This window comes from Phreatobacter sp., assembly GCF_052440005.1.
Classification (GTDB): domain Bacteria; phylum Pseudomonadota; class Alphaproteobacteria; order Rhizobiales; family Phreatobacteraceae; genus Phreatobacter.
Genome location: NZ_JBQVQL010000084.1, coordinates 1 through 19,885 on the forward strand (window position 1 = coordinate 1; position 19,885 = coordinate 19,885).

Below are 19,885 nucleotides of genomic sequence, written 5' to 3' on the forward strand. Positions count from 1 at the left end.
CTCGTGTCGCGCCATGGCACGCAAACTCCGTCAATTTGACGGAAAACCCTGCGGCAAGGTCCCTGACAGGACGTAAATACCGCCGCCGAAAACCGGTTTACGTGCCCCGGCGGCCACCTCGTCACACCCTGTTACCGATCACGGTAAACGGGGCTCTAACGGTCGACAGGCGGAGGCACCAGCATGGCCTCGAGCCGGTCCAGGGCGGCCGGCGGATCAGCCTCCACGCCCCGCGCCTCCATGACGATGACCCGGTAGCCGCGCTCGGCGAGCCAGGCGCGCTTCTCGCCCCGCCGCTCGGCCGCCTCGTCGCCCTGCGTATGCGGGTCGAAGTCGATGACGACGCGCAGGTCGAAGGAGACGAGATCGGCGACGTGCGGGCCGATCGGCACCGCCCGCTTGAAGCCGCGGCCGGCGAACCGCCGGTCCTTGACCAGCACCTCCCACAGCGCCTTTTCCGCTTCCGTCGGGTTGCGGCGGATAAGGCGCGAGATGCCGCGGATCGGCGCCGTGCCGCCGGTCAGGCCCTTGGTCGAATCGGCGAGGAAGTTGCGCAGCGCCTCGGCGCCGTCGGGCGTCAGCGTCGCGCCGCGCGCCGGCCCCTTGGCACCCTCGGCCAGCGCCGTCACCACGCCGTGCAGCGTCGCCACGTCCTGCTTCGTCGGCTGCATGCGCTGGAAGATGTTGCGCAGGTTGATCACCATGCCCTCGCGCTTCTCGGGCGGGCGGAAGAACTCGGCCCTGTCGAGCGCCGTCTCGAGGGAGGAGAAGAAGGCAAGCATGTGGGCCTTGGAGGCCGGCTCGGACCGTTCCCCGGCCTGATGCGGCAGCACTGCGCCATGGGCCTGGGAGAACCACTCGTAGCCGAGCACCAGCACCGCCTGGGCAAGGTTCAGCGAGGAGAAGGCGGGGTTGACCGGATAGGTGAGGATGGCGTTGGCGAGGGCCACCTCGCCGGCGAGGAGCCCGTTCCGCTCGCGCCCGAAGACGACGCCCACCGCCTCGCCCGCACCGACCCGTTCCACGAGGCCGGCGACCGCCTCCCGGGGCCCGAGCACCGGCTTCACCTGGTCGTGCCCGCGTGCCGTGGCGGCGAAGGTATAGGTCAGGTCGGCGATCGCCTCCTCGAGACTGCCGAAGAGCTCCGCCTCGTCGAGGATCCGGTTGGCGCCGGACGCCGCCGGATAGGCCCGCGCATTGGGCCAGCCGTCGCGCGGCGCCACGAGGCGCAGCCGCGACAGGCCGAAATTCGCCATGGCCCGCGCCGTGGTGCCGATGTTCTCGGCCATCTGCGGCTCGACGAGGATGACGACGGGGCTGCCAGGGACGGGCACGGCGGGCGGGGAGGAGGTCATCGGCTCTTCGGCTGGGGGAGAGAGGGGCGCCTATACCGGCAAATGACGCCGGAGGGAATTGGCCCCGCCGCCGCGGCGGGTCATCATGGGCCGGCGTCGCGGCAAGACGGCGCGGGAGGATGAGAGCATGCGCCTGCCCCTCTACTACGGATGGGTCATCGTCGCGGTGACCTTCGTCACCATGGGCATCGGGGTCAACGCCCGCACCTCCTTCTCCCTCTTCTACGCCCCGATCATCGACGAGTTCGGCTGGGACCGCGGCCTCACCGCCGGCGCCTTCTCCTTCGGCTTCCTCGTCTCGGCCGCGCTCTCGCCGCTCATGGGCAAGCTGATGGACCGCACCGGCCCGCGCACCGTAATGGAGCTCGGCGTCGTGCTGATGGGCGCCGGCCTGCTCCTCGCCCCCCTCACCGCGCAGCCCTGGCACCTCTACCTGACCATCGGCGTCCTCGTCGGCTCCGGCTCGGTCTGCCTCGGCTATTCGGGCCAGTCGCTGTTCCTGCCCAACTGGTTCGTCCGCAACAGGGGCCTTGCCATCGGCATCGCCTTCGCCGGCGTCGGCATCGGCTCGGTGACGCTGCTGCCCTGGGTGCAGGCCATGATCGACGGCTCCGGCTGGCGGCGCGCGAGCCTCGCCATGGGCCTCCTGATCCTCCTCGTGCTCGCGCCCCTCAACCTGCTGCTGCGCAAACGCCCGCAGGACATGGGCCTCGAGCCGGACGGCGACGCGACGCCGCTGCCGGATGCGGCGCCGCCGCGTTCCAACATCGTCGACGCCGCCTGGGCGGCCACCGACTGGACGCTGTCGCGGGCCCTGCGGACCGCCCGCTTCTGGTGGCTCTCGCTCGGCTATTTCGCGGCGCTCTATGCCTGGTACGCGGTGCAGGTGCACCAGACCAAATACCTCGTCGAGATCGGCTTCGGCTCCACCGCCGCGGCCTGGGCCCTCGGCTTCGTCAGCCTGCTCGGCATTCCCGGCGGCATCGCGCTCGGGGCGCTGTCCGACCGCATCGGCCGCGAATGGATCTGGTCGATGTCGGTGAGCGGCTTCGCCCTCTGCTTCATCGCACTCATCGCGCTGGAGCGCAGCCCCTCCTTCCTTCTCGTCTACGCCATGGTCACGGTCCAGGGCTTCCTCGGCTACGGCCTCACCTCGATCCTCGGGGCGGTGGTGGCCGAGATCTTCCAGGGCCGCCACTTCGGTACGATCTTCGGCACCCTCATGTTCGTCGCCCTCTCCGGCGGCGCCGCCGGGCCCTATGTCACAGGCCTCATCCACGACCTCACGGGCAGCTACCGCATCGCCTTCATGATCGGCTTCGCGGTGAGCCTCGTCTCCGCCGCCGCCATCTGGATGGCCGCCCCGCGCCGCGTGCGCGTCGTCTCGGGACGGATGAAGCCGGCGTGAGGGATCAGCGCCGCGGGCTCGCCGGCGTCAGCACATAGACCAGCGTCGCCGCCAGCAGCACCGCCGCCAGCACGCCGTGCATGCGGGCGAAGGCGGCGGCCTCGCCGATCCCCTGCCCGCGGCCGAGGTCGATGAGCCAGCCCGAGCCGGTCTGCACCAGCGCCGCGCCGCCGATGAAGAGGAAGTTCATCAGCGTCATGCCGCGCCCGACCAGGTGGTCGGGGAAGAAGGGGCGCATGTGCGCCATCAGGATCGTGTAGCTGAAGCCGCAGAAGCCGAGGGCGACGAAGGCGAGACCGGCCCAGAACGCCGTCTGCACGCCCGACAGGGCGAGCGCGGCGAGGATGCCGACGATGACGAGGTTGCCGGCCAGCGCCATGGCTTTTGCGAAGCCCCAGCGGCTCTCGATCCAGCCGAACAGGAAGGCGCTCACCGTCATGGCCAGCGCCATCAGCAGCGCCACGTCGCCCTGCGCCAGCGCATCGAGGCCGACGACCTTCTCGAGATAGGGCGCCACCCACAGGCCGCGCAGCGTCACGGTGATGGCGTAGCTGAACAGCACGATGGGCACGAACGCCCAGATGACGCGGCTCGCCACGATCTGCCCGAGCCCGGCGAGGATGCCGCCGCCCGCCTGCCTGTCGAGCTGCGGCGGGTCCTTCAGGAACAGCGCCGCGAGCACGAAGGCGAGGCCATAGAGGCCGGCGAGGCCCATCATCGCCTGCCGCCAGCCGAAGGCCTCGGCGGCGAGTGCCAGCGGCGTGGTGCCGATCAGGTTGCCGATGGAGCCGAAGCCGAGGAGGAGGGAGGCGAGGAAGCCGAAGCGGTGCGGCGCATGCATGCGGGCGAAGACGTAGAGCGCGCCCATGAAGACCGGGGAGCAGCCGACCCCGATCAGCCCCATGGCGAGCGCCCCGACCAGGGCGTTGGGCGCGAAGGGAAAGAGCGCGACGCCGATGCCGCCCACCGCCATCAGCGGCAGGACGGTGCGCCGCGGCCCCAGTGCGTCGAGCGCCCAGCCCACGGGAAACTGCATCAGCGCGAAGACGATGAACCAGGACGAGCTCATGGCCGCGAGCTCGGTGGCGCCGATCTGCATGTCGGCCATGATCTTCGTCGCCAGCACCGAGAGGAACGAGCGGAAGAAGATCGAGAGGATGTAGCCGAGGAGAAGGGCTGCGAAGGTCTGCATCGGCCGTCCGTCAGGGCCCGGCGGGGGGACGAACGCCGGGCGGGCGCTGCACATAGCCGATCCCGCCCGCGGGCGTCAGCGTCTTTCGCGGGGGGCTGTCATCCGCGGAGGGGTGCGTTTTGCGCTGGACTGGAGACACACGAGCCCGCGCCGCAGGCCTGCAAGAGGCCCCACCCGCACCCTCCGCTCTGCGCAGGGAGGGTGACTTGGACCTCCCGCCTCGTTTGCAGCGGTCGTGTCTGGCAGAGCCGTTCTGAAGGAGACTGCGACGCGGAAGAACCCACTCCCCTCGCCCGCGAGGGGAGGGTAAGGGTGGGGCACTCATTAGGAACTGCCCTCAGTCCGTCACCACCGGCACCTCGGGCGCCCGCGCCAGCCAGGCGCCGGGGTCGCCCCGCTCTTCCTGGCCGCGGCGGAAATGGGCCGTTCGCTGGCGCTCGAAGGCGCGGTCATAGCGGCGCTGGCGCATCGGCCGGTCGGTCGCGATCTCCATCCGCCCGCCAGCGAGCCGGTGGAAGCGGGCGCGGAACGAGATGCCCTGCACCCCGCGCCGGTTGACGCTGTCGACGAAGGCGGTGGCGGCCACGTCGCAGCCGCGCCGTCCCTGCGGGGCCCGCACCAGGCTCGAATTCCCCCAGTCCGACACGTCCTCGAAGGTGCCGAGCAGCTTCCAGTCCGCGTCGAAGACACGGATGGTCCAGCGGTTGACGCCGAGCCCGTTGCCCTGGGAATTCCAGGCGGCGAGCACCCGCTCGGGCCGTCCGTCGCCGTCGAGATCGGCGGTGATCACCTCGAAGGCGGTGAAGCGCCCGGCCATCAGGTCGTCGGGCAGCGTGATGCGCTCCTGCCCCGGCCGGTCGATGAGGAAGGCATAGGGCGGCGTGCCCTCCGGCAGGTCGCCGTCGTCGGCAGGCACCACCTGGCAGCGCCAGAGCGTCGCGTCGCCGACCGTGAGCGAGGCGCCATGGCGGCATCCCAGGGTGTTCTGCGGCGCCGCCATAGGCTCGCCGCCGGGCAGCGGGGCGGGCCGCGCCACCGTCGTTCCCGGACAGGTGCGCCATGCGGCGAGGGCCGGCTGAGGCGCGAGGCCGGCGAGAAGGACCGAGGCGAGCAGCAGACGGCGCGAGATCATGGCGGCCTCGTGGATCGGGTCCCGATTCCTATGCCACGCGCCGGTCCGTTTGGCGATGCCGCAGCGTCAGCGTCCCGGCGGCCCGGGCACCCGTCTCCGACCTTCTTCGCCCTTACCCCCTGCCCGCTCCTCTGCTAAGACGCGCGCGCCAGTCGCGGGGGCCCGGGCTCACAGAGCGCATGTCCGGTGCACCGAGGCTGAGTCCCCTCTGCTCCAGCGCTCTCAAGCAGGCCGACCATGTCGAAGATCAAGGTCGCGGGAACCGTCGTCGAACTCGACGGCGACGAGATGACCCGCATCATCTGGGACCTCATCAAGAAGAAGCTCATCCACCCCTATCTGGATGTGAATCTGGAATATTACGACCTCGGCGTGGAGCACCGCGACGCCACCAACGACCAGGTGACGATCGATTCGGCCAACGCCATCAAGAAGCACGGCGTCGGCGTGAAGTGCGCCACCATCACCCCCGACGAGGGCCGCGTGAAGGAATTCGGCCTGAAGGAAATGTGGAAGAGCCCGAACGGCACCATCCGCAACATCCTCGGCGGCGTCATCTTCCGCGAGCCGATCATCTGCAAGAACGTGCCGCGCCTCGTCCCCGGCTGGACCCAGCCGATCGTCGTCGGCCGCCACGCCTTCGGCGACCAGTACCGCGCCACGGACTTCAAGTTCCCCACCGCCGGCACCCTGAGCATCAAGTTCGTCGGTGACGACGGCAAGGTGATCGAGCGCGAGGTCTTCAAGGCCCCCGGCTCCGGCGTCGCCATGGCCATGTACAACCTCGACGAGTCCATCAAGGACTTCGCCCGCGCCTCCTTCAACTACGGCCTGGCGCGCGGCTACCCGGTCTACCTGTCGACCAAGAACACCATCCTGAAGCAGTATGACGGCCGCTTCATGGAGATCTTCCAGCAGATCTTCGACGCCGAGTTCAAGGCCGAGTTCGACAAGAAGAAGATCCACTACGAGCACCGCCTGATCGACGACATGGTCGCCTCGGCGCTCAAGTGGTCCGGCGGCTACGTCTGGGCGTGCAAGAACTACGACGGCGACGTGCAGTCCGACATCGTGGCCCAGGGCTTCGGCTCGCTGGGTCTGATGACCTCGGTGCTGCTGACCCCCGACGGCAAGACCGTCGAGGCCGAGGCTGCCCACGGCACCGTCACCCGCCACTATCGCGAGCACCAGAAGGGCAAGGAGACCTCGACCAACTCGATCGCCTCCATCTTCGCCTGGTCGCGCGGCCTCGCCCATCGCGCCAAGCTGGACGACAACGCCGAGCTCAAGCGCTTCGCCGAGGAGCTGGAGAAGGTCTGCGTCGACACGGTCGAGAGCGGCTACATGACCAAGGACCTCGCCCTGCTCATCGGGGCGGACCAGAAGTGGCTCTCCACCACCGGCTTCCTCGACAAGGTCTCGGAGAATCTCTCCGCCGCCATGGGCAAGTGGAACTGACCAGCGGTCCATCCGCGCGAACGACAGGGCCGTCCGGAGCGATCCGGGCGGCCTTTTTCTTGCGGGAAGACACCGGCCGGTGCGGCGGGTCACGCTTGTCTCGGACGATGGCCTGCGGCCCGGTGCTCGGGCGCCCTGCACCGGCCGGGTGCGTCCTTCGAGGCTCGCCTCCGGGCGATGCCCGGGCATCGCCGGGGGCTCGCACCTCAGGATGAGGCCGGTGATCGGCATCGGCCATGGGCTGCCGGACCGATCACGGCCGGAGCGGACCGTTGTGCAATCCGCCACCCGCCTCATCCTGAGGTGCGAGCCGCCGCGATGCGAGAGCATCGCCCAGCGGCGAGCCTCGAAGGACGAACTTCGGTGATGCAGGTCTGGAAGCTGACGGGCCCCTCACCCCTCAGGCGAAGAAGTCGAAGATGTCGCCGAGCCCGTCGCCGCCGAGCGCCTTGGTGGTCGCCTCGTCGGCCTTCGACGGCGTGTCCTTGGCCCAGGCGGCCCGTGCCATGGCGATGGTCATCGAGGCCTCGAGGCCTTCGTTCGTCGCCGCGAACAGGCCGTCCGCGCTGCCGGTGTCGACGCCGAAGATGGCGAGTGCGGCATTGGTGGAGGGATCGGCGCCGAAGATCTGGCTCGCCATGGCCGACGCGTTCGCCATCCCCTGCGCCGCGCCGTAGCTGCGGCTGGTGCGGAACGACTGCATCGTGTCCCAGGCACTCGGGCCCAGACTGGAGACCATGTCGGAAATCCTTTCCTCGCGGCCACTCTCGCATCACGCCCTTAACATTGCGTTTCCGGCGGACCGATCGCAGGCGGTGATGGCGGCGATGACAAAACCGCTCTGGACGGCGGCGAACCCCGCGCCACACTGGTCGACCTGAGGAGAATCCCATGGCCGTGACGACCCGTGAACTGACCCCCGCCGACCGCGCCCAGTGGGAGCCGCTCTGGCGCGGCTACCAGGCCTTCTACAAGGTCGACATCCCCTCGGGCGTCACCGACGTCACCTGGGCCCGCTTCCACGATCCGAAGGAGCCGATGTGGGCCTATGGCGCCTTCGAGGGCGAGCACATGATCGGCATCGTCCACGCCATCCTGCACCGCTCGTGCTGGACCGTGGAGGACTACTGCTACCTGCAGGACCTCTTCGTCGACCCAGGCGTCCGCGGCAGCGGCGCCGGCCGCGCCCTCATCGAGAAGGTCTACGCGATCGCCAAGGAGAAGGGCGCCGGCCGCGTCCACTGGCTCACCCACGAGACCAACGACCACGCGATGCTCCTCTACGACAGCATCGCCGACAAGTCAGGCTTCATCCAGTACCGCAAGATCTTCTGATCGCTCACGGCAGCAGGGCGAGGGCGGCCATGGCGAGGCACGTGGCGAGCCCCGCCACGGGCACCCAGAACGGCACGGTGACATGGCGCGCGGCGCTGGCGACGCCGCGCCGCTTCAGCCGGATCAGCGCGAGGTTGACGAGGGCGAAGACCAGCAGCGTCGCCATCGACGTCGCCACCGCCAGCCGCTCCAGCGTCACCGACAGCGCCAGCGCGATGACCGCCGCGACCACCGCCGCTGTCGCCACCAGCGGCGTTCCCGTCGCGCCGTGAACGCGGCCGAGCACGGCCGGCAGGTCGCCGAGGCGCGCCATGCCGTAGACGACCCGCGCCACCATGGTCATCTGCGCCAGCACGGTGTTGAGCGTCGCCACCACGGCGATGAGCCCGATCGTCGCCGGACTGGTGCCGGCAAGACGCTGGAACACGAGGCTGAGCGGGGCTTCGGAGGCTGCGAGGTCCGCCGGCGACACAGCACTGACGGCGACCGCCGCCACCAGCACGTAGAGCACGGTCGCGATCACCAGCGTCAGCGCCATGGCGAGCGGCAGGGTGCGGTGGGGGTCCTTCGCCTCTTCCGCGACGTTGGCGAGGTCCTCGAAGCCGATGAAGGCGAAGAAGGCGAGGAGGCTCGCCGCCGCGATCCCCGAGAGCAGGGCCGGGTCCGCGGGCGGCAGCGTCGCGAGGATGGGGAGGAACGGCAGGTCGGCGCCCACCGCGGCGAGGATGATCATGACGAGGCCGCCGACCTCCACGAGAGTGAAGACGCTGGCCACCACCACCGACTGCAGGATGCCCCAGGCAGCCACCGCCCCCAGCGCCAGCACCACCGCGACGACGAGCAGCGGCCGCGGCGCCGGCAGCAGCGCGTGGAGATAGCCGGCGGAGCCAAGCGCCACGGCCGCCGCCGACACGACCCCGATGGCGACCGTGAGGAGGCCGGCCGCCGTAGAGGCGAGGCGCGAACCGTAGGCCTCGCGCAGGTAGGCTGCCTCCCCCGCGCTCACCGGATAGCGCGTCGCCAGCTCCGCATAGGAGCCGACGGTCAGCGCCATGACGACGGCGGCGAGAGCGAAGGCGAGCGGCGCGTGGACGCCGGCATGTCCGGCCACGGTGCCGATCAGCACGTAGATGCCTGCCCCCACCGTGATGCCGACGCCGTAGAGGACGAGCAGGACGAGCCCGAGACGCCGCTGCAGGGCCGGCTGCGGCGGGGATGGCGGCGGCGCGCTGCGCTGGGTCATGCCTCACCCTAGCGCGGGCGGACGCCCCCGTCCCGGGCCGGGATCAAGGACGATCCGGCGCCTCGCCCGCGCTCTCCCAGCTCTCCGCGAGCGTGGCGATGACGAGACCGATGGCCGGCCGGGTCGCCCTGAGGTGGTGCAGCTCGTCGGCGTCGAGGGCGAGGACCTTCACCCGCGTGAGGGCGCGCACCGTCACCTCCATCGGCCGGCCCTGCAGCACCGCCGCCTCGCCGAAGCACTGGCCGGCGCCGAGTTCGCGGCGCCCGCCAGCGCCCTCCGCCTCCACCTCGCCTTCGGCGATGACGAAGACGGCCCGCGCCGGCTGGCCGCCGCGGCAGATCAGCGCCCCGGGCTCGTAGGTGGCGCTGGTGAGCGAGCGCATCACCTCCGCCACCGAGGCGGCGTCGAGCCCGGAAAACAGCGGCACGCCGGTGACCATGCTCCAGGTGACGACGAAGTCGCGGCGCTGGATCTCGCGCGCGAAGGCTGTGGCGACGATGCCGACCGGCAGGGCCAGCATGACGATGCCGGTGACCGCTGTGAACGCGGCGATGATCTTGCCGGCGCCGGTGACCGGATAGACGTCGCCATAGCCGACGGTGGTCAGGGTGATGACCGCCCACCACAGCGCGTCGGGAATGGTGGCGAACTTGTCGGGCTGGGCCTCCTGCTCGGCGAGCCGCATGGCCGAGGCGGCGATGACCAGGGCGCCGAGGAAGATGAGGAGCGAGGCGCCGAGTGCCCGCCGCTCGCTCCACAGCGCGTCGACGAGGCTGGCGAAGCCCGGCGAATAGCGCGCCAGCTTGAAGAAGCGCACCAGCCGCAGCAGCAGCAGGAAGCGCAGGTCGACGTCGAGGAGAAGGCCGACATAGAAGGGCACGATGGCCAGGAGGTCGATGATGAGGGCCGGCGACAGCGCCGCCCGTAACCGGGCGCGCAGCGGGCTGAGGCCGTGATAGGGCGGATGTTCCGGCGCCACCCAGAGCCGCGCCACATATTCCAGCGAAAAGGCCGCCACCGAGGCGATCTCGAGGGCGCGGAACTCGCCGGCATAGGCGCTCGCCAGCGCCGGCATCGATTCCAGCACCACCGCGGCCACGTTGACCATGACCAGCGCGATCAGCGCGCCGTGGACGAGGTCCGCGAGCCACGAGCCGGCGAGGCCCTTGTCGAGCAGTTCGTAGATCCGCCGCCGCAGCACGCTCGCCGCCATGGTCGTCCCCCGTCCGCTCCCCACACCGGGCGCAGGGCAGCGTGGCGCGCCGCGGGCCGCCGCGTCAACGCCGCAGCGTCAGGCCGCCGCCAGCGCCGCCTCGATCGCCGCGAGCGCTTCCTCGGCCTTGTGACCATCCGGGCCGCCGGCCTGGGCCATGTCCGGCCGGCCGCCGCCGCCCTTGCCGCCGAGCGCCTCCGAGCCGATCCGCACGAGATCGACCGCGTTGACCTTGCCCGCGAGGTCGGCGGTGACGCCGACGACGATGCCGGCCTTGCCGTCCTCCGACACGCCGACGATGGCGACGACGCCCGAGCCCACCTGCGCCTTGCCGGCGTCGGCGAGACCCTTGAGGTCGCGCAGCTCGATGCCGGTGACGCTGCGCGCCAGCAGCTTGAGGCTGCCCACCGTCTTCACCGGATCGGCACCGGCGGCACCGCCGCCCATGGCGAGCTTCTTCTTCGCCTCGGCGAGTTCGCGCTCCAGCCGGCGGCGGTCCTCGACGAGGGCCTCGACGCGCGCTTCGACATCGGCGACCGAGGTCTTCACGAGGCCGGCCACCGCTTCTAGCTTGCGGGCCTGTTCGGCCAGGTGCCGCCGCGCCGCGTCGCCCGTCATGGCCTCGAGGCGCCGGACGCCGGCGGCAACCGCCCCCTCGCCCACCACGGTGACGAGGCCGATATCACCGGTGCGCGCCACATGGGTGCCGCCGCAGAGCTCGACCGACCAGCCGGAGGCCTTCGAGCCCGCGGGCGCCGGGCCCATGGAGACGACGCGGACCTCGTCGCCGTATTTCTCGCCGAACAGGGCGCGGGCGCCGGAGGCGATGGCCTCCTCCTGGCCCATCAGCCGCGTGACGACCGGCGCATTGGCGAGCAGCACGCGGTTGGCGATGTCCTCGACCTTCGCGAGCTCGTCGTCGCCGATCGGCTTGTTGTGGGAGAAGTCGAAGCGCAGCCGGTCGGGCGCGACCAGCGAGCCCTTCTGCGCCACGTGGTCGCCGAGTACCTGGCGCAGCGCCTCGTGCAGGAGATGGGTGGCCGAATGGTTGGCGCGGATGGCGGCGCGGCGCCCGTGGTCGACGTCGAGCTGCACCGCCTGGCCGACGGAGAGCCGGCCCTCCGAGACGGTGACGGCGTGGACGAAGAGGTCGCCGAGCTTCTTCTGCGTGTCGGTGACGGCGGCCGTGACGCCCTCCCCGCTCATCGCGCCGCGGTCGCCCTGCTGGCCGCCGGATTCGCCGTAGAAGGGCGTCTGGTTGACGATGACGAGGCCGCTCTCGCCGGCCGCGAGCGCCGCGACCTCGGCGCCGTCCTTCAGGATGGCCAGCACCTGGCCCTCGGCGGTCTCGGTGTCGTAGCCGAGGAACTCGGTGGCGCCGGTCTTCTCCTTGACCGCGAACCAGACCGTGTCGGTGGCGGCCTCACCCGAGCCCGCCCAGGCGGCGCGGGCCTTCTGCTTCTGCAGCTGCATGGCCGATTCGAAGGCGGCCGTGTCCACCGCGATGCCGCGCGGGCGCAGCGCGTCCTGCGTGAGATCGAGGGGGAAGCCGTAGGTGTCGTAGAGGGTGAAGGCGGTATCGCCGGAGAAGGTGGCGCCCTCACCGAGGCCCGCCGATTCCGTGTCGAGGATGGACAGGCCGCGCTCCAGCGTCTTGCGGAAGCGCGTCTCCTCGAGGCGCAGCGTCTCGGAAATCAGACCTTCGGCGCGGACCAGTTCCGGATAGGCCTGGCCCATCTCGCGCACCAGCGTCGGCACGAGCTTGTGCATCAGCGGCTCCTTGGCGCCGAGCAGCGAAGCGTGGCGCATGGCGCGTCGCATGATGCGGCGGACCACGTAGCCGCGGCCCTCGTTGGAGGGCAGCACGCCGTCAGCCACCAGGAACGAGGCGGCGCGCAGGTGGTCGGCGATGACCCTGTGCGAGACCTTGTGGGCTCCGTCGGGTTCGACACCGGTCTCCACCGCCGAGGCGCCGATCAGGGCGCGCATCAGGTCGATCTCGTAGTTGTCGTGGGTGCCCTGCAGGACCGCTGAGATACGCTCGAGCCCCATGCCGGTGTCGATGGAGGGGCGCGGCAGGTTGGTGCGGATGCCGCCGGCCTGCTCCTCGTACTGCATGAACACGAGGTTCCAGATCTCGATGAAGCGGTCGCCGTCCTGCTCGGCCGATCCCGGCGGGCCGCCCCAGATCTTGTCGCCGTGGTCGTAGAAGATCTCCGAGCAGGGGCCGCAGGGGCCGGTGTCGCCCATGCGCCAGAAATTGTCGGAGGTCGGGATGCGGATGATCTTCGAATCCGGCAGGCCGGCGATCTTCTTCCACAGGTCGTAGGCCTCCTGGTCCTCGGAGAAGACCGTGACGAGGAGGCGCGAGACCGGCAGTTCGTATTCCCTGGTGATCAGCGTCCAGGCGTGGGCAATGGCCTGTTCCTTGAAATAGTCGCCGAACGAGAAGTTGCCGAGCATCTCGAAGAAGGTGTGGTGGCGGGCGGTGTAGCCGACATTGTCCAGGTCGTTGTGCTTGCCACCGGCGCGCACGCATTTCTGCGCCGTGGTCGCCGTCGAATAGGGCCGTTTCTCGACGCCGGTGAAGACGTTCTTGAACTGCACCATGCCGGAATTGGCGAACATCAGGGTGGGATCGTTGCGCGGCACGAGCGGCGAGCTCTCCACCACGGCATGGCCGTTCTTGGCGAAGTAGTCGAGGAAGGTCTTGCGGATCTGGTTGACGCCGGTCATGGCCCGAACTGAGGGGTTGCGGCCGGGCCCGGGGCGAGCGCGGCCTGAAGTCTGGTCGGCGGGTGTTCTAGAGCATTTTTCGGCCGAGGGAACCGGTTTCGATGGCAGGGCCTCGCGCCGCCGGCCGAGCCCCCTCCGCAGGGCGGCTCCCGCATCCGCTCCGCCCGCCCCCTCGCCCGCCGTTCAGGCCCCGGCCAACCCCGCCCGCACCCGCGTCCATGCGGCGCCGGAGCGGCCCCCCGAAACGCACGAAAGGCCGGGCGGACCCGGCCTCACGGCGATCGTCGATGGGCAGGCCCGGTCTCAGTCCGGGCTGTCGGCGTCGCCGTCCGGCTCGACCTCGCCGAGGATCTTCTCGGCGATCAGCCCGGCGTTCTGCCGGATCGCCGCCTCGATCTTGGCCGCCATGTCCGGGTTCTGCTTGAGGAAGGTCTTGGCGTTCTCGCGGCCCTGACCGACCCGCTGGCTGTCGTAGGAGAACCAGGCGCCGGACTTCTCCACCACGCCGGCCTTGACGCCGAGGTCGATGAGCTCGCCCATCTTGGAGACGCCCTCGCCGTACATGATGTCGAACTCGACCTGCTTGAAAGGCGGCGCCAGCTTGTTCTTCACCACCTTCACGCGGGTCTGGTTGCCGACCACCTCCTCGCGGTCCTTGATCGCGCCGATACGGCGGATGTCGAGGCGCATGGAGGCGTAGAACTTCAGCGCGTTGCCGCCGGTCGTCACCTCCGGCGAGCCGTACATGACGCCGATCTTCATGCGGATCTGGTTGATGAAGATCACCATCGTCTTCGACTTGGAGATGGACGCGGTCAGCTTGCGCAGCGCCTGGCTCATCAGGCGGGCCTGCATGCCCGGCTGGTTGTCGCCCATCTCGCCCTCGAGTTCGGCCCGCGGCGTGAGCGCCGCCACCGAATCGACCACCACCACGTCGATGGCCCCCGAGCGCACCAGCGTGTCGCAGATCTCCAGCGCCTGTTCGCCCGCATCCGGCTGCGAGATCAGGAGGTCGTCGAGGTTGACGCCGAGCTTGCGGGCGTAGACCGGGTCGAGCGCGTGCTCCGCATCGATGAAGGCGCAGACGCCCCCGGTCTTCTGCGCTTCGGCGATGGTGTGCAGCGCCAGCGTCGTCTTGCCCGAGGATTCCGGCCCGTAGATCTCGACCACGCGGCCGCGCGGCATGCCGCCGATGCCGAGCGCGATGTCGAGACCGAGCGAGCCGGTCGAGATCGCCTCGATCTCGATCAGCTTCTCGTTCTTGCCGAGCCGCATGATGGAGCCCTTGCCGAAGGCGCGCTCGATCTGGGAGAGAGCGGCGTCCAGCGCCTTGGTCTTGTCCATGGATGAACCTTCGACGAGTCGCAGTGCGGCCTGACTCATGGCGGTAGCTCCCCTGTGCTGGCAAGGCCTGATGGCCGAAAGCCCTCTGAAATCGACCGTACACGGTTTGTTCCGGTCAGCAAGTTCTTTTTTTGTTCCTGCCGCACCTGCTGCCACGATCTGGCAGCAGCCCCCCACTCTGGAACGACTTCAAACGGTCCGCACAATGGCTTAAAGGAGGGCGGCCCAGCCCGGCAGCCTACCCACGCCGGCCCTCTCGACGGAACCCGCCCATGAACGCTCCGCTCGCCGCCGGCTCCTACTCGCTCTTCCCGCTGGCGAAGGACGAGACGCCCTATCGCAAGCTCACCTCCGAGGGCGTCCGGGTGGAAACCATAATGGGCCGCGAGGTCGTGGTCGTCGAGCGCGAGGCGATCCGCCTGCTGTCGGAACAGGCCTTCATCGACATCAACCACCTGCTGCGTCCGGGCCACCTCGCCCAGCTCCGCCGCATCCTCGACGACCCGGAGGCGACCTCGAACGACAAGTTCGTTGCCTACGACCTCCTGAAGAACGCCAACATCGCCGCCGGCGGCGTGCTCCCCATGTGCCAGGACACCGGCACCGCCATCATCATGGGCAAGAAGGGGCGCCTCGTCTGGACCGAGGGCGAGGACGAGGCGGCGCTCGGCCAGGGCGTGCTCGACGCCTACGCCAAGAAGAACCTGCGCTATTCGCAGGTGGCGCCCATCTCCATGTTCGAGGAGAGGAACACCCGCAACAACCTCCCCGCCCAGATCGAGATCTATGCGGAGGGAGAGGACGCCTACAAGTTCCTGTTCATGGCCAAGGGCGGCGGCTCGGCCAACAAGAGCTTCCTGTTCCAGGCGCCGCCCTCCATCCTCACCCACGAGCGGATGATCAAGTTCCTCCACGAGAAGATCCTGACGCTCGGAACGGCCGCCTGCCCGCCCTACCACCTCGCCATCGTCATCGGCGGCCTCTCCGCCGAGCACACGATGAAGACGGCGAAGCTTGCCTCCGCCCGCTACCTCGACGGCCTGCCGACGGCGGGCTCGGAATTCGCCCACGCCTTCCGCGACGTCGGCATGGAGGCCGAGATCCACAAGCTCACCCAGGCCATGGGGGTCGGCGCCCAGTTCGGCGGCAAGTACTTCTGCCACGACGTGCGCGTCATCCGCATGCCGCGCCACGGCGCCTCGCTGCCCATCGCCATAGCCGTGTCCTGCTCGGCCGACCGCCAGGCGCTCGGCAAGATCACCCGCGACGGCGTCTTCCTCGAGGAGCTGGAGCACCATCCGGCCCAGTACCTGCCGGAGATCGACGAGGGGGCGCTCGGCGGCGAGGTGGTGAAGATCGACCTGACCCGTCCGATGGGGGAGATCCTCGAGACGCTGTCCAAGCACCCGATCAAGACGCGCGTCTCCCTCACCGGGCCGATGATCGTCGCCCGCGACGCCGCCCACGCCAAGATCCGCGAGCGGCTCGACCGCGGCGAACCCATGCCGGACTATTTCAAGAACCATCCGGTCTATTACGCCGGCCCGGCCAAGACCCCGGCAGGCTATGCCTCGGGCTCCTTCGGCCCGACCACGGCCGGCCGCATGGACGGCTTCGTCGACCAGTTCCAGGCCGCCGGGGGCTCCATGGTCATGCTGGCCAAGGGCAACCGCTCCCGCGAGGTGCGCGAGGCCTGCGCCAAGCACGGCGGCTTCTACCTCGGCTCCATCGGCGGCCCGGCCGCCCGCCTCGCCCAGGACTGCATCCGCAAGGTCGAGGTGCTCGAATATCCCGAGCTCGGCATGGAGGCGATCTGGAAGATCGAGGTCGAGGACTTCCCCGCCTTCATCGTCGTCGACGACAAGGGCAACGATTTCTTCAAGGAACTCAACCTCGGCTGATCGGTTGTTGCGGCGACAGGTCGCGGACCCGCTGTTTCCATCCGGAAACATCAGGCTTCGCGGCTGAAATCCTCATGAAACGGGCGCGGCTCATTCCTGCCGCCATACCGGAGGGAAATCGCCATGCGCACCTCGCACGTCACCGTCGCCACCGCCCGCGCCGCCAGCGCCGACGCCCATTCGCTCGCCCTGATCGCCTCCTCGCTGGTCGCCGCCACCGCCATCGCCTTCCTCGCCATGGTCGTCACCGCCTGGCCGGCCCGCGCCGGCGGCGTTCCCGCCCCCATGCAGATGGCGGGCCTTGCGACCATGCCGCAGGCCGCCGAACCCTGCGGCGACAAGCTCGCCGCCGCCGAGGGGGAGATCAACCGCAGCCTCGTCGCCGTCGAGCGCCTTCAGGAGGCCGACATGGCCGCCCAGTGCCCGGCCATCCGCGGCCACCTCGTCTCGCTGAACCGTGCCGTCGACACGGTGGAGCGCTGCGTCGCCGGTCCCGAGCGGTCGCAGAAGATCGGCTTCTTCCGCCAGTCCGCCACCGAGTGGCGCGGCGTCATCGCCCACGGCTGCCGCTGAATCCATGCGCCTCGTCCTCGTCTTCGCCCTCGCGGCCTTCGCCGCGGGGCCTGCGCTGGCCGCCAAGGACACGAGCGCTCCCGCCCTGCCTGTCCAGCGCATCGCGCCCCAGGACACCGGCCGCTGCGAGGCCGACCTCGTCCTCACCGACATCCGCCTGCGCCAGGCAACCGAGAGGCTGTCCGCCACGGCTCGCGCGCCGATGGCCCGCAGGTGCGGCGTCTTCCGTGACCATGTCCTCGTCATGCGGCGCGCCACCGACGTCTTCCGCCGCTGCACTCCCGGCCGGCACGGCCACGAGAACGTCGCCCACATGCAAGCCTCGATTGTCGACTGGAACGAGATCATCGCCCGCAACTGCCGCTGATGCCGCTCAGGCGCGGAACATGAGGTCCTTCACCGTCTCGCCGACATGCGCCAGCTTGCCGACGGCGTCTTTCAGCAGGGCCTGCTCGGCCTTGCCCAAAATCGCCGGGTCGACCCGGCTGCCGGGCGGGCGGCCGGCCGCGAGGTCGGCGATCTGCTGGCGCAGAATGGCCCCGAGGATGACGGCGTGGGCGTCGAGCCAGTGCCCGAGGTCTTCCGCAGCGCCGATGTTCTGTTCCCGCAGCGCCTCGATCCGCTCCCGCGTCGAGCGCCGGCGGATGTCGTGGCGCAGTGCCAGGCAGCGCGCCGCCGCGACCACGGGGAACAGCCCGCCGAGCTTCAGGTCCACCCGTCCGTCCGTCAGCCGGAAGCCGCCGAACAGGGTCAGCGGCGGCCGATGCGATCCGATCTGCTCGGCCAGGAGCTTGGCGAGCATCGGCGCCTCCCGGGCCGCCGCATAGGCCTCGTCGAACAGCGTGGCGGCGAGACCCATGTCGCCGTGGACGGCGCGGAAGTCGAAGAAGATGTCGACGGCGAGCAGGTCCTCCGGCCGCGTCCGGCCGACCCATTCGCCGATCCGCCGGCGCCAGTCGGCGATGGAGCCGCGGAAGGCGGGATTGCGGGCCATGACGCCGCCCTTGCATAGGGCGACGCCCGCCGCGTCCAGAATGTCGGCCATGTGCGCCCCGAACCTGGCGAACCAGCGATCGGCAGCCTCCGGGTCGGCTGCCACCTCCGTCACCACAGCATTGTCCTGGTCGGCTGCGAGCAGGCTCTCGCCGCGGCCCACCGAGCCGAGCACAAGCACCGCATAGCCGACGGGTGGTGGCCCGGCCCCCTCCGCGAGCATCATCGCCTCGGCCTCGCGGGCGGCCCTCGCGGTCAGGGCCCCGATCTCGTGGCTGACGACCGCCGCCACCTGGACGGCCGGCACGCCCTCCGCGAGAAGCTGCTGCGCCACCTGGGGCATGCGGGCGAAGGCGGCGGCCATGGCCGGGGCGCCGTCCGCCGCCTCGATGGCATCGCCGAGAGCGAGGGCGTCGCTCGCCCGCGTCCTCAGGAGGTCGCGCGCCGACAGCGCCCCGACGATCTCGCCTGCGGCATCGCACACGGCGAGGTGGCGAACCTTCAGCCGGTCCATCCGCCCGATGGCGCGATAGACGAAGTCATCCGCCCCGACATGGGCGAGAGGCCGGGAGGCGATCCCGTCCACCGGCTTCTCCAGCGCCGCCGCGCCCCCCGTCGCCACGGCGCGCATCACGTCCCGCTCGGTGACGATGCCGGCCGTATCGGCCCGCAGCCCTTCGGGCCCAGCGACGAACAGCGACGAGATGCGGCGCTCCGTCATCAATTGCGCCGCAGCGATCACCGGCATGTCCGGCGGGACGAATGCGGGCGGATGCCCCATCACGTCGGCGACGCGGTGGCGAAACGGGTAGGAATCGATGCGGGACAGCGCCCCCTGCCCCGCCGCGGTCACCGCCTTCGGCTCCTCCCACCCCGCGCGGGCGAAGCCCTCCAGGGCATGGGCGAGCCGGCGGCAGGCCGCGTCGGCCTCGGCGACGGTGCGAACGCCCTTCTCCTTCAGGAAGGGCAGCAGCGCCACGAAGATGGCCCCGGCGCTTTCGGCGTCCCCCACCGCGTCGTGGCGGCCGCCAGGGTCGAGCGTCACGCCGGTGCGCTCGGCGAGGATCTCCAGCGTATAACCGGCGAGCGTCGGGAAGCAGATCTGCCCGAGCAGCCGCGTGTCGAGCGAGGGGGGCGGCTCGAAGGCCTGCCCGGCAAGTCCGCATTCGCGGCGGAGGATGGCGAGGTCGAAACCGAGATTGTGCCCGACCAGAAGCCGCCCGGCGCGGAACGTTTCGAAGGCCGCGAAGGCCTGCGGGAAGGACGCGGCGCCGGCCACCGCCGCGTCGTCGATATGATGGATGGCCGTGGCGGAGGGCGGGATGGGCACGCCCGGATCGACCAGCCGCTCGAACCGCTCCTCCAGCACCAGGCGCCCCTGGCGCAGGGCGACCGCACCGATCTGGACGATGCGCGCCTTCGCGGGATCGAGCCCGGTCGTCTCCGTGTCGACCACCACGGCGTCGAGAGCGATCAGAGGCTGGACGGACGGAGCCGGCATGAGGCCAGCCTAGTCCCGGCCGTCAGGTGCCGCCAGTCAGCTCTTCGCCTGTTCCTTGACCGCTTCGATGAGCTGCTTCAGCGAGAACGGCTTGGGCAGGAAGGCGAAGGCCTGGCCCTCGGGCAGGTCGTTCTTGAAGGCTTCCTCGGCATAGCCGGAGACGAAGATCACCTTGATGCCCGGATTGGTCTTGCGCAGCTCGCCGAGCAGCGTCGGACCGTTCATTTCCGGCATGACCACGTCGGAGACGACGAGGTCGACCGTCCCGCCATGCTCCGCCATGACCTCCAGCGCCTCGACGCCGGAGCCGGCCTCAAGCACCGTGTAGCCGCGCGAGGCAAGGGCTCGCGAGGCGAAGGCGCGCACCGCCTCCTCGTCCTCGACCAGGAGGATCGTGCCGGCCCCGGTATCGTCCCGAGGAGCCGCGGCGGGCGCGGCGGGCGCAGGCGGCGGCGGAACCGCCGGTTCGGACGGCTCGGCAGCCTCGCCGGTGTTCTCGGG

The 19,885-nt window shown here is 70.2% G+C and carries 16 protein-coding genes; 6 read left to right on the top strand and 10 right to left on the bottom strand.

The window, feature by feature from the left end; translation table 11 throughout:
• Positions 1 to 155: 155 nt before the first annotated feature.
• Positions 156 to 1,355: a TrmH family RNA methyltransferase gene (locus ACT6XY_RS17800; protein WP_444749666.1), complete on the bottom strand. Its 1,200-nt coding sequence runs from the start codon at positions 1,353 to 1,355 to the stop codon at positions 156 to 158.
• Between the two features lie 127 nt (positions 1,356 to 1,482).
• Between ACT6XY_RS17800 and ACT6XY_RS17805 the strand changes: the two genes are divergently transcribed.
• Positions 1,483 to 2,763: an MFS transporter gene (locus ACT6XY_RS17805; RefSeq protein WP_444749667.1), complete on the top strand. Its 1,281-nt coding sequence runs from the start codon at positions 1,483 to 1,485 to the stop codon at positions 2,761 to 2,763.
• 4 nt (positions 2,764 to 2,767) lie between these two features.
• Here the strand turns inward: ACT6XY_RS17805 and ACT6XY_RS17810 are convergent, their stop codons facing one another.
• Both ACT6XY_RS17810 and ACT6XY_RS17815 read right to left on the bottom strand, forming a co-directional pair.
• Positions 2,768 to 3,955 carry an MFS transporter gene (locus ACT6XY_RS17810; protein WP_444749668.1) on the bottom strand — a complete coding sequence of 396 codons (1,188 nt, stop codon included), beginning with the start codon at positions 3,953 to 3,955 and terminating at the stop codon, positions 2,768 to 2,770.
• Between the two features lie 337 nt (positions 3,956 to 4,292).
• A complete protein-coding gene (locus tag ACT6XY_RS17815) occupies positions 4,293 to 5,087 on the bottom strand; it encodes a hypothetical protein (protein WP_444749669.1) in 795 nt (264 codons plus the stop codon).
• Positions 5,088 to 5,324: 237 nt separating this feature from the next.
• On the opposite strand from ACT6XY_RS17815, the gene ACT6XY_RS17820 reads away from it, so the two are divergent.
• Positions 5,325 to 6,545, top strand: a complete 1,221-nt coding sequence (locus ACT6XY_RS17820; RefSeq protein WP_444749670.1) for an NADP-dependent isocitrate dehydrogenase — start codon at positions 5,325 to 5,327, stop codon at positions 6,543 to 6,545.
• A gap of 400 nt (positions 6,546 to 6,945) precedes the next feature.
• Here the strand turns inward: ACT6XY_RS17820 and ACT6XY_RS17825 are convergent, their stop codons facing one another.
• Entirely contained in the window at positions 6,946 to 7,284 is a 339-nt protein-coding gene (locus tag ACT6XY_RS17825) for a hypothetical protein (RefSeq protein ID WP_444749671.1), read from the bottom strand.
• A gap of 152 nt (positions 7,285 to 7,436) precedes the next feature.
• On the opposite strand from ACT6XY_RS17825, the gene ACT6XY_RS17830 reads away from it, so the two are divergent.
• Positions 7,437 to 7,880 carry a GNAT family N-acetyltransferase gene (locus ACT6XY_RS17830; RefSeq protein WP_444749672.1) on the top strand — a complete coding sequence of 148 codons (444 nt, stop codon included), beginning with the start codon at positions 7,437 to 7,439 and terminating at the stop codon, positions 7,878 to 7,880.
• Between the two features lie 4 nt (positions 7,881 to 7,884).
• On the opposite strand, the gene ACT6XY_RS17835 is transcribed toward ACT6XY_RS17830, so the two are convergent.
• From ACT6XY_RS17835 to recA, 4 genes are all read right to left on the bottom strand, one after another.
• On the bottom strand, positions 7,885 to 9,123 hold the full coding sequence (locus ACT6XY_RS17835; protein ID WP_444749673.1) for an APC family permease: 1,239 nt from the start codon (positions 9,121 to 9,123) through the stop codon (positions 7,885 to 7,887).
• Positions 9,124 to 9,166: 43 nt separating this feature from the next.
• Positions 9,167 to 10,336 (bottom strand): cyclic nucleotide-gated ion channel, encoded by a 1,170-nt coding sequence (locus ACT6XY_RS17840; RefSeq protein WP_444749674.1) that lies wholly within the window; start codon positions 10,334 to 10,336, stop codon positions 9,167 to 9,169.
• Between the two features lie 78 nt (positions 10,337 to 10,414).
• On the bottom strand, positions 10,415 to 13,072 hold the full coding sequence (gene alaS / locus ACT6XY_RS17845) for an alanine--tRNA ligase (RefSeq protein WP_444749675.1): 2,658 nt from the start codon (positions 13,070 to 13,072) through the stop codon (positions 10,415 to 10,417).
• Positions 13,073 to 13,375: 303 nt separating this feature from the next.
• The gene (gene recA, locus ACT6XY_RS17850) at positions 13,376 to 14,455 is read right to left on the bottom strand and encodes a recombinase RecA (RefSeq protein ID WP_106748789.1); all 1,080 of its coding nucleotides are present in this window, start codon (positions 14,453 to 14,455) and stop codon (positions 13,376 to 13,378) included.
• Between the two features lie 233 nt (positions 14,456 to 14,688).
• On the opposite strand from recA, the gene ACT6XY_RS17855 reads away from it, so the two are divergent.
• The 3 genes from ACT6XY_RS17855 (at position 14,689) to ACT6XY_RS17865 (ending at position 17,257) form a co-directional block, all read left to right on the top strand.
• A complete protein-coding gene (locus ACT6XY_RS17855) occupies positions 14,689 to 16,317 on the top strand; it encodes a fumarate hydratase (RefSeq protein WP_444749676.1) in 1,629 nt (542 codons plus the stop codon).
• Positions 16,318 to 16,440: 123 nt separating this feature from the next.
• Positions 16,441 to 16,890, top strand: coding sequence for a hypothetical protein (locus ACT6XY_RS17860; protein WP_444749677.1), 450 nt, complete (start codon positions 16,441 to 16,443; stop codon positions 16,888 to 16,890).
• A gap of 4 nt (positions 16,891 to 16,894) precedes the next feature.
• The gene (locus ACT6XY_RS17865) at positions 16,895 to 17,257 is read left to right on the top strand and encodes a hypothetical protein (RefSeq protein WP_444749678.1); all 363 of its coding nucleotides are present in this window, start codon (positions 16,895 to 16,897) and stop codon (positions 17,255 to 17,257) included.
• Between the two features lie 6 nt (positions 17,258 to 17,263).
• Here the strand turns inward: ACT6XY_RS17865 and ACT6XY_RS17870 are convergent, their stop codons facing one another.
• Positions 17,264 to 19,384: a DUF294 nucleotidyltransferase-like domain-containing protein gene (locus tag ACT6XY_RS17870; RefSeq protein ID WP_444749679.1), complete on the bottom strand. Its 2,121-nt coding sequence runs from the start codon at positions 19,382 to 19,384 to the stop codon at positions 17,264 to 17,266.
• A gap of 36 nt (positions 19,385 to 19,420) precedes the next feature.
• The coding region (locus tag ACT6XY_RS17875) for a response regulator (RefSeq protein ID WP_444749680.1) at positions 19,421 to 19,885 on the bottom strand (465 nt) is incomplete at its 5' end.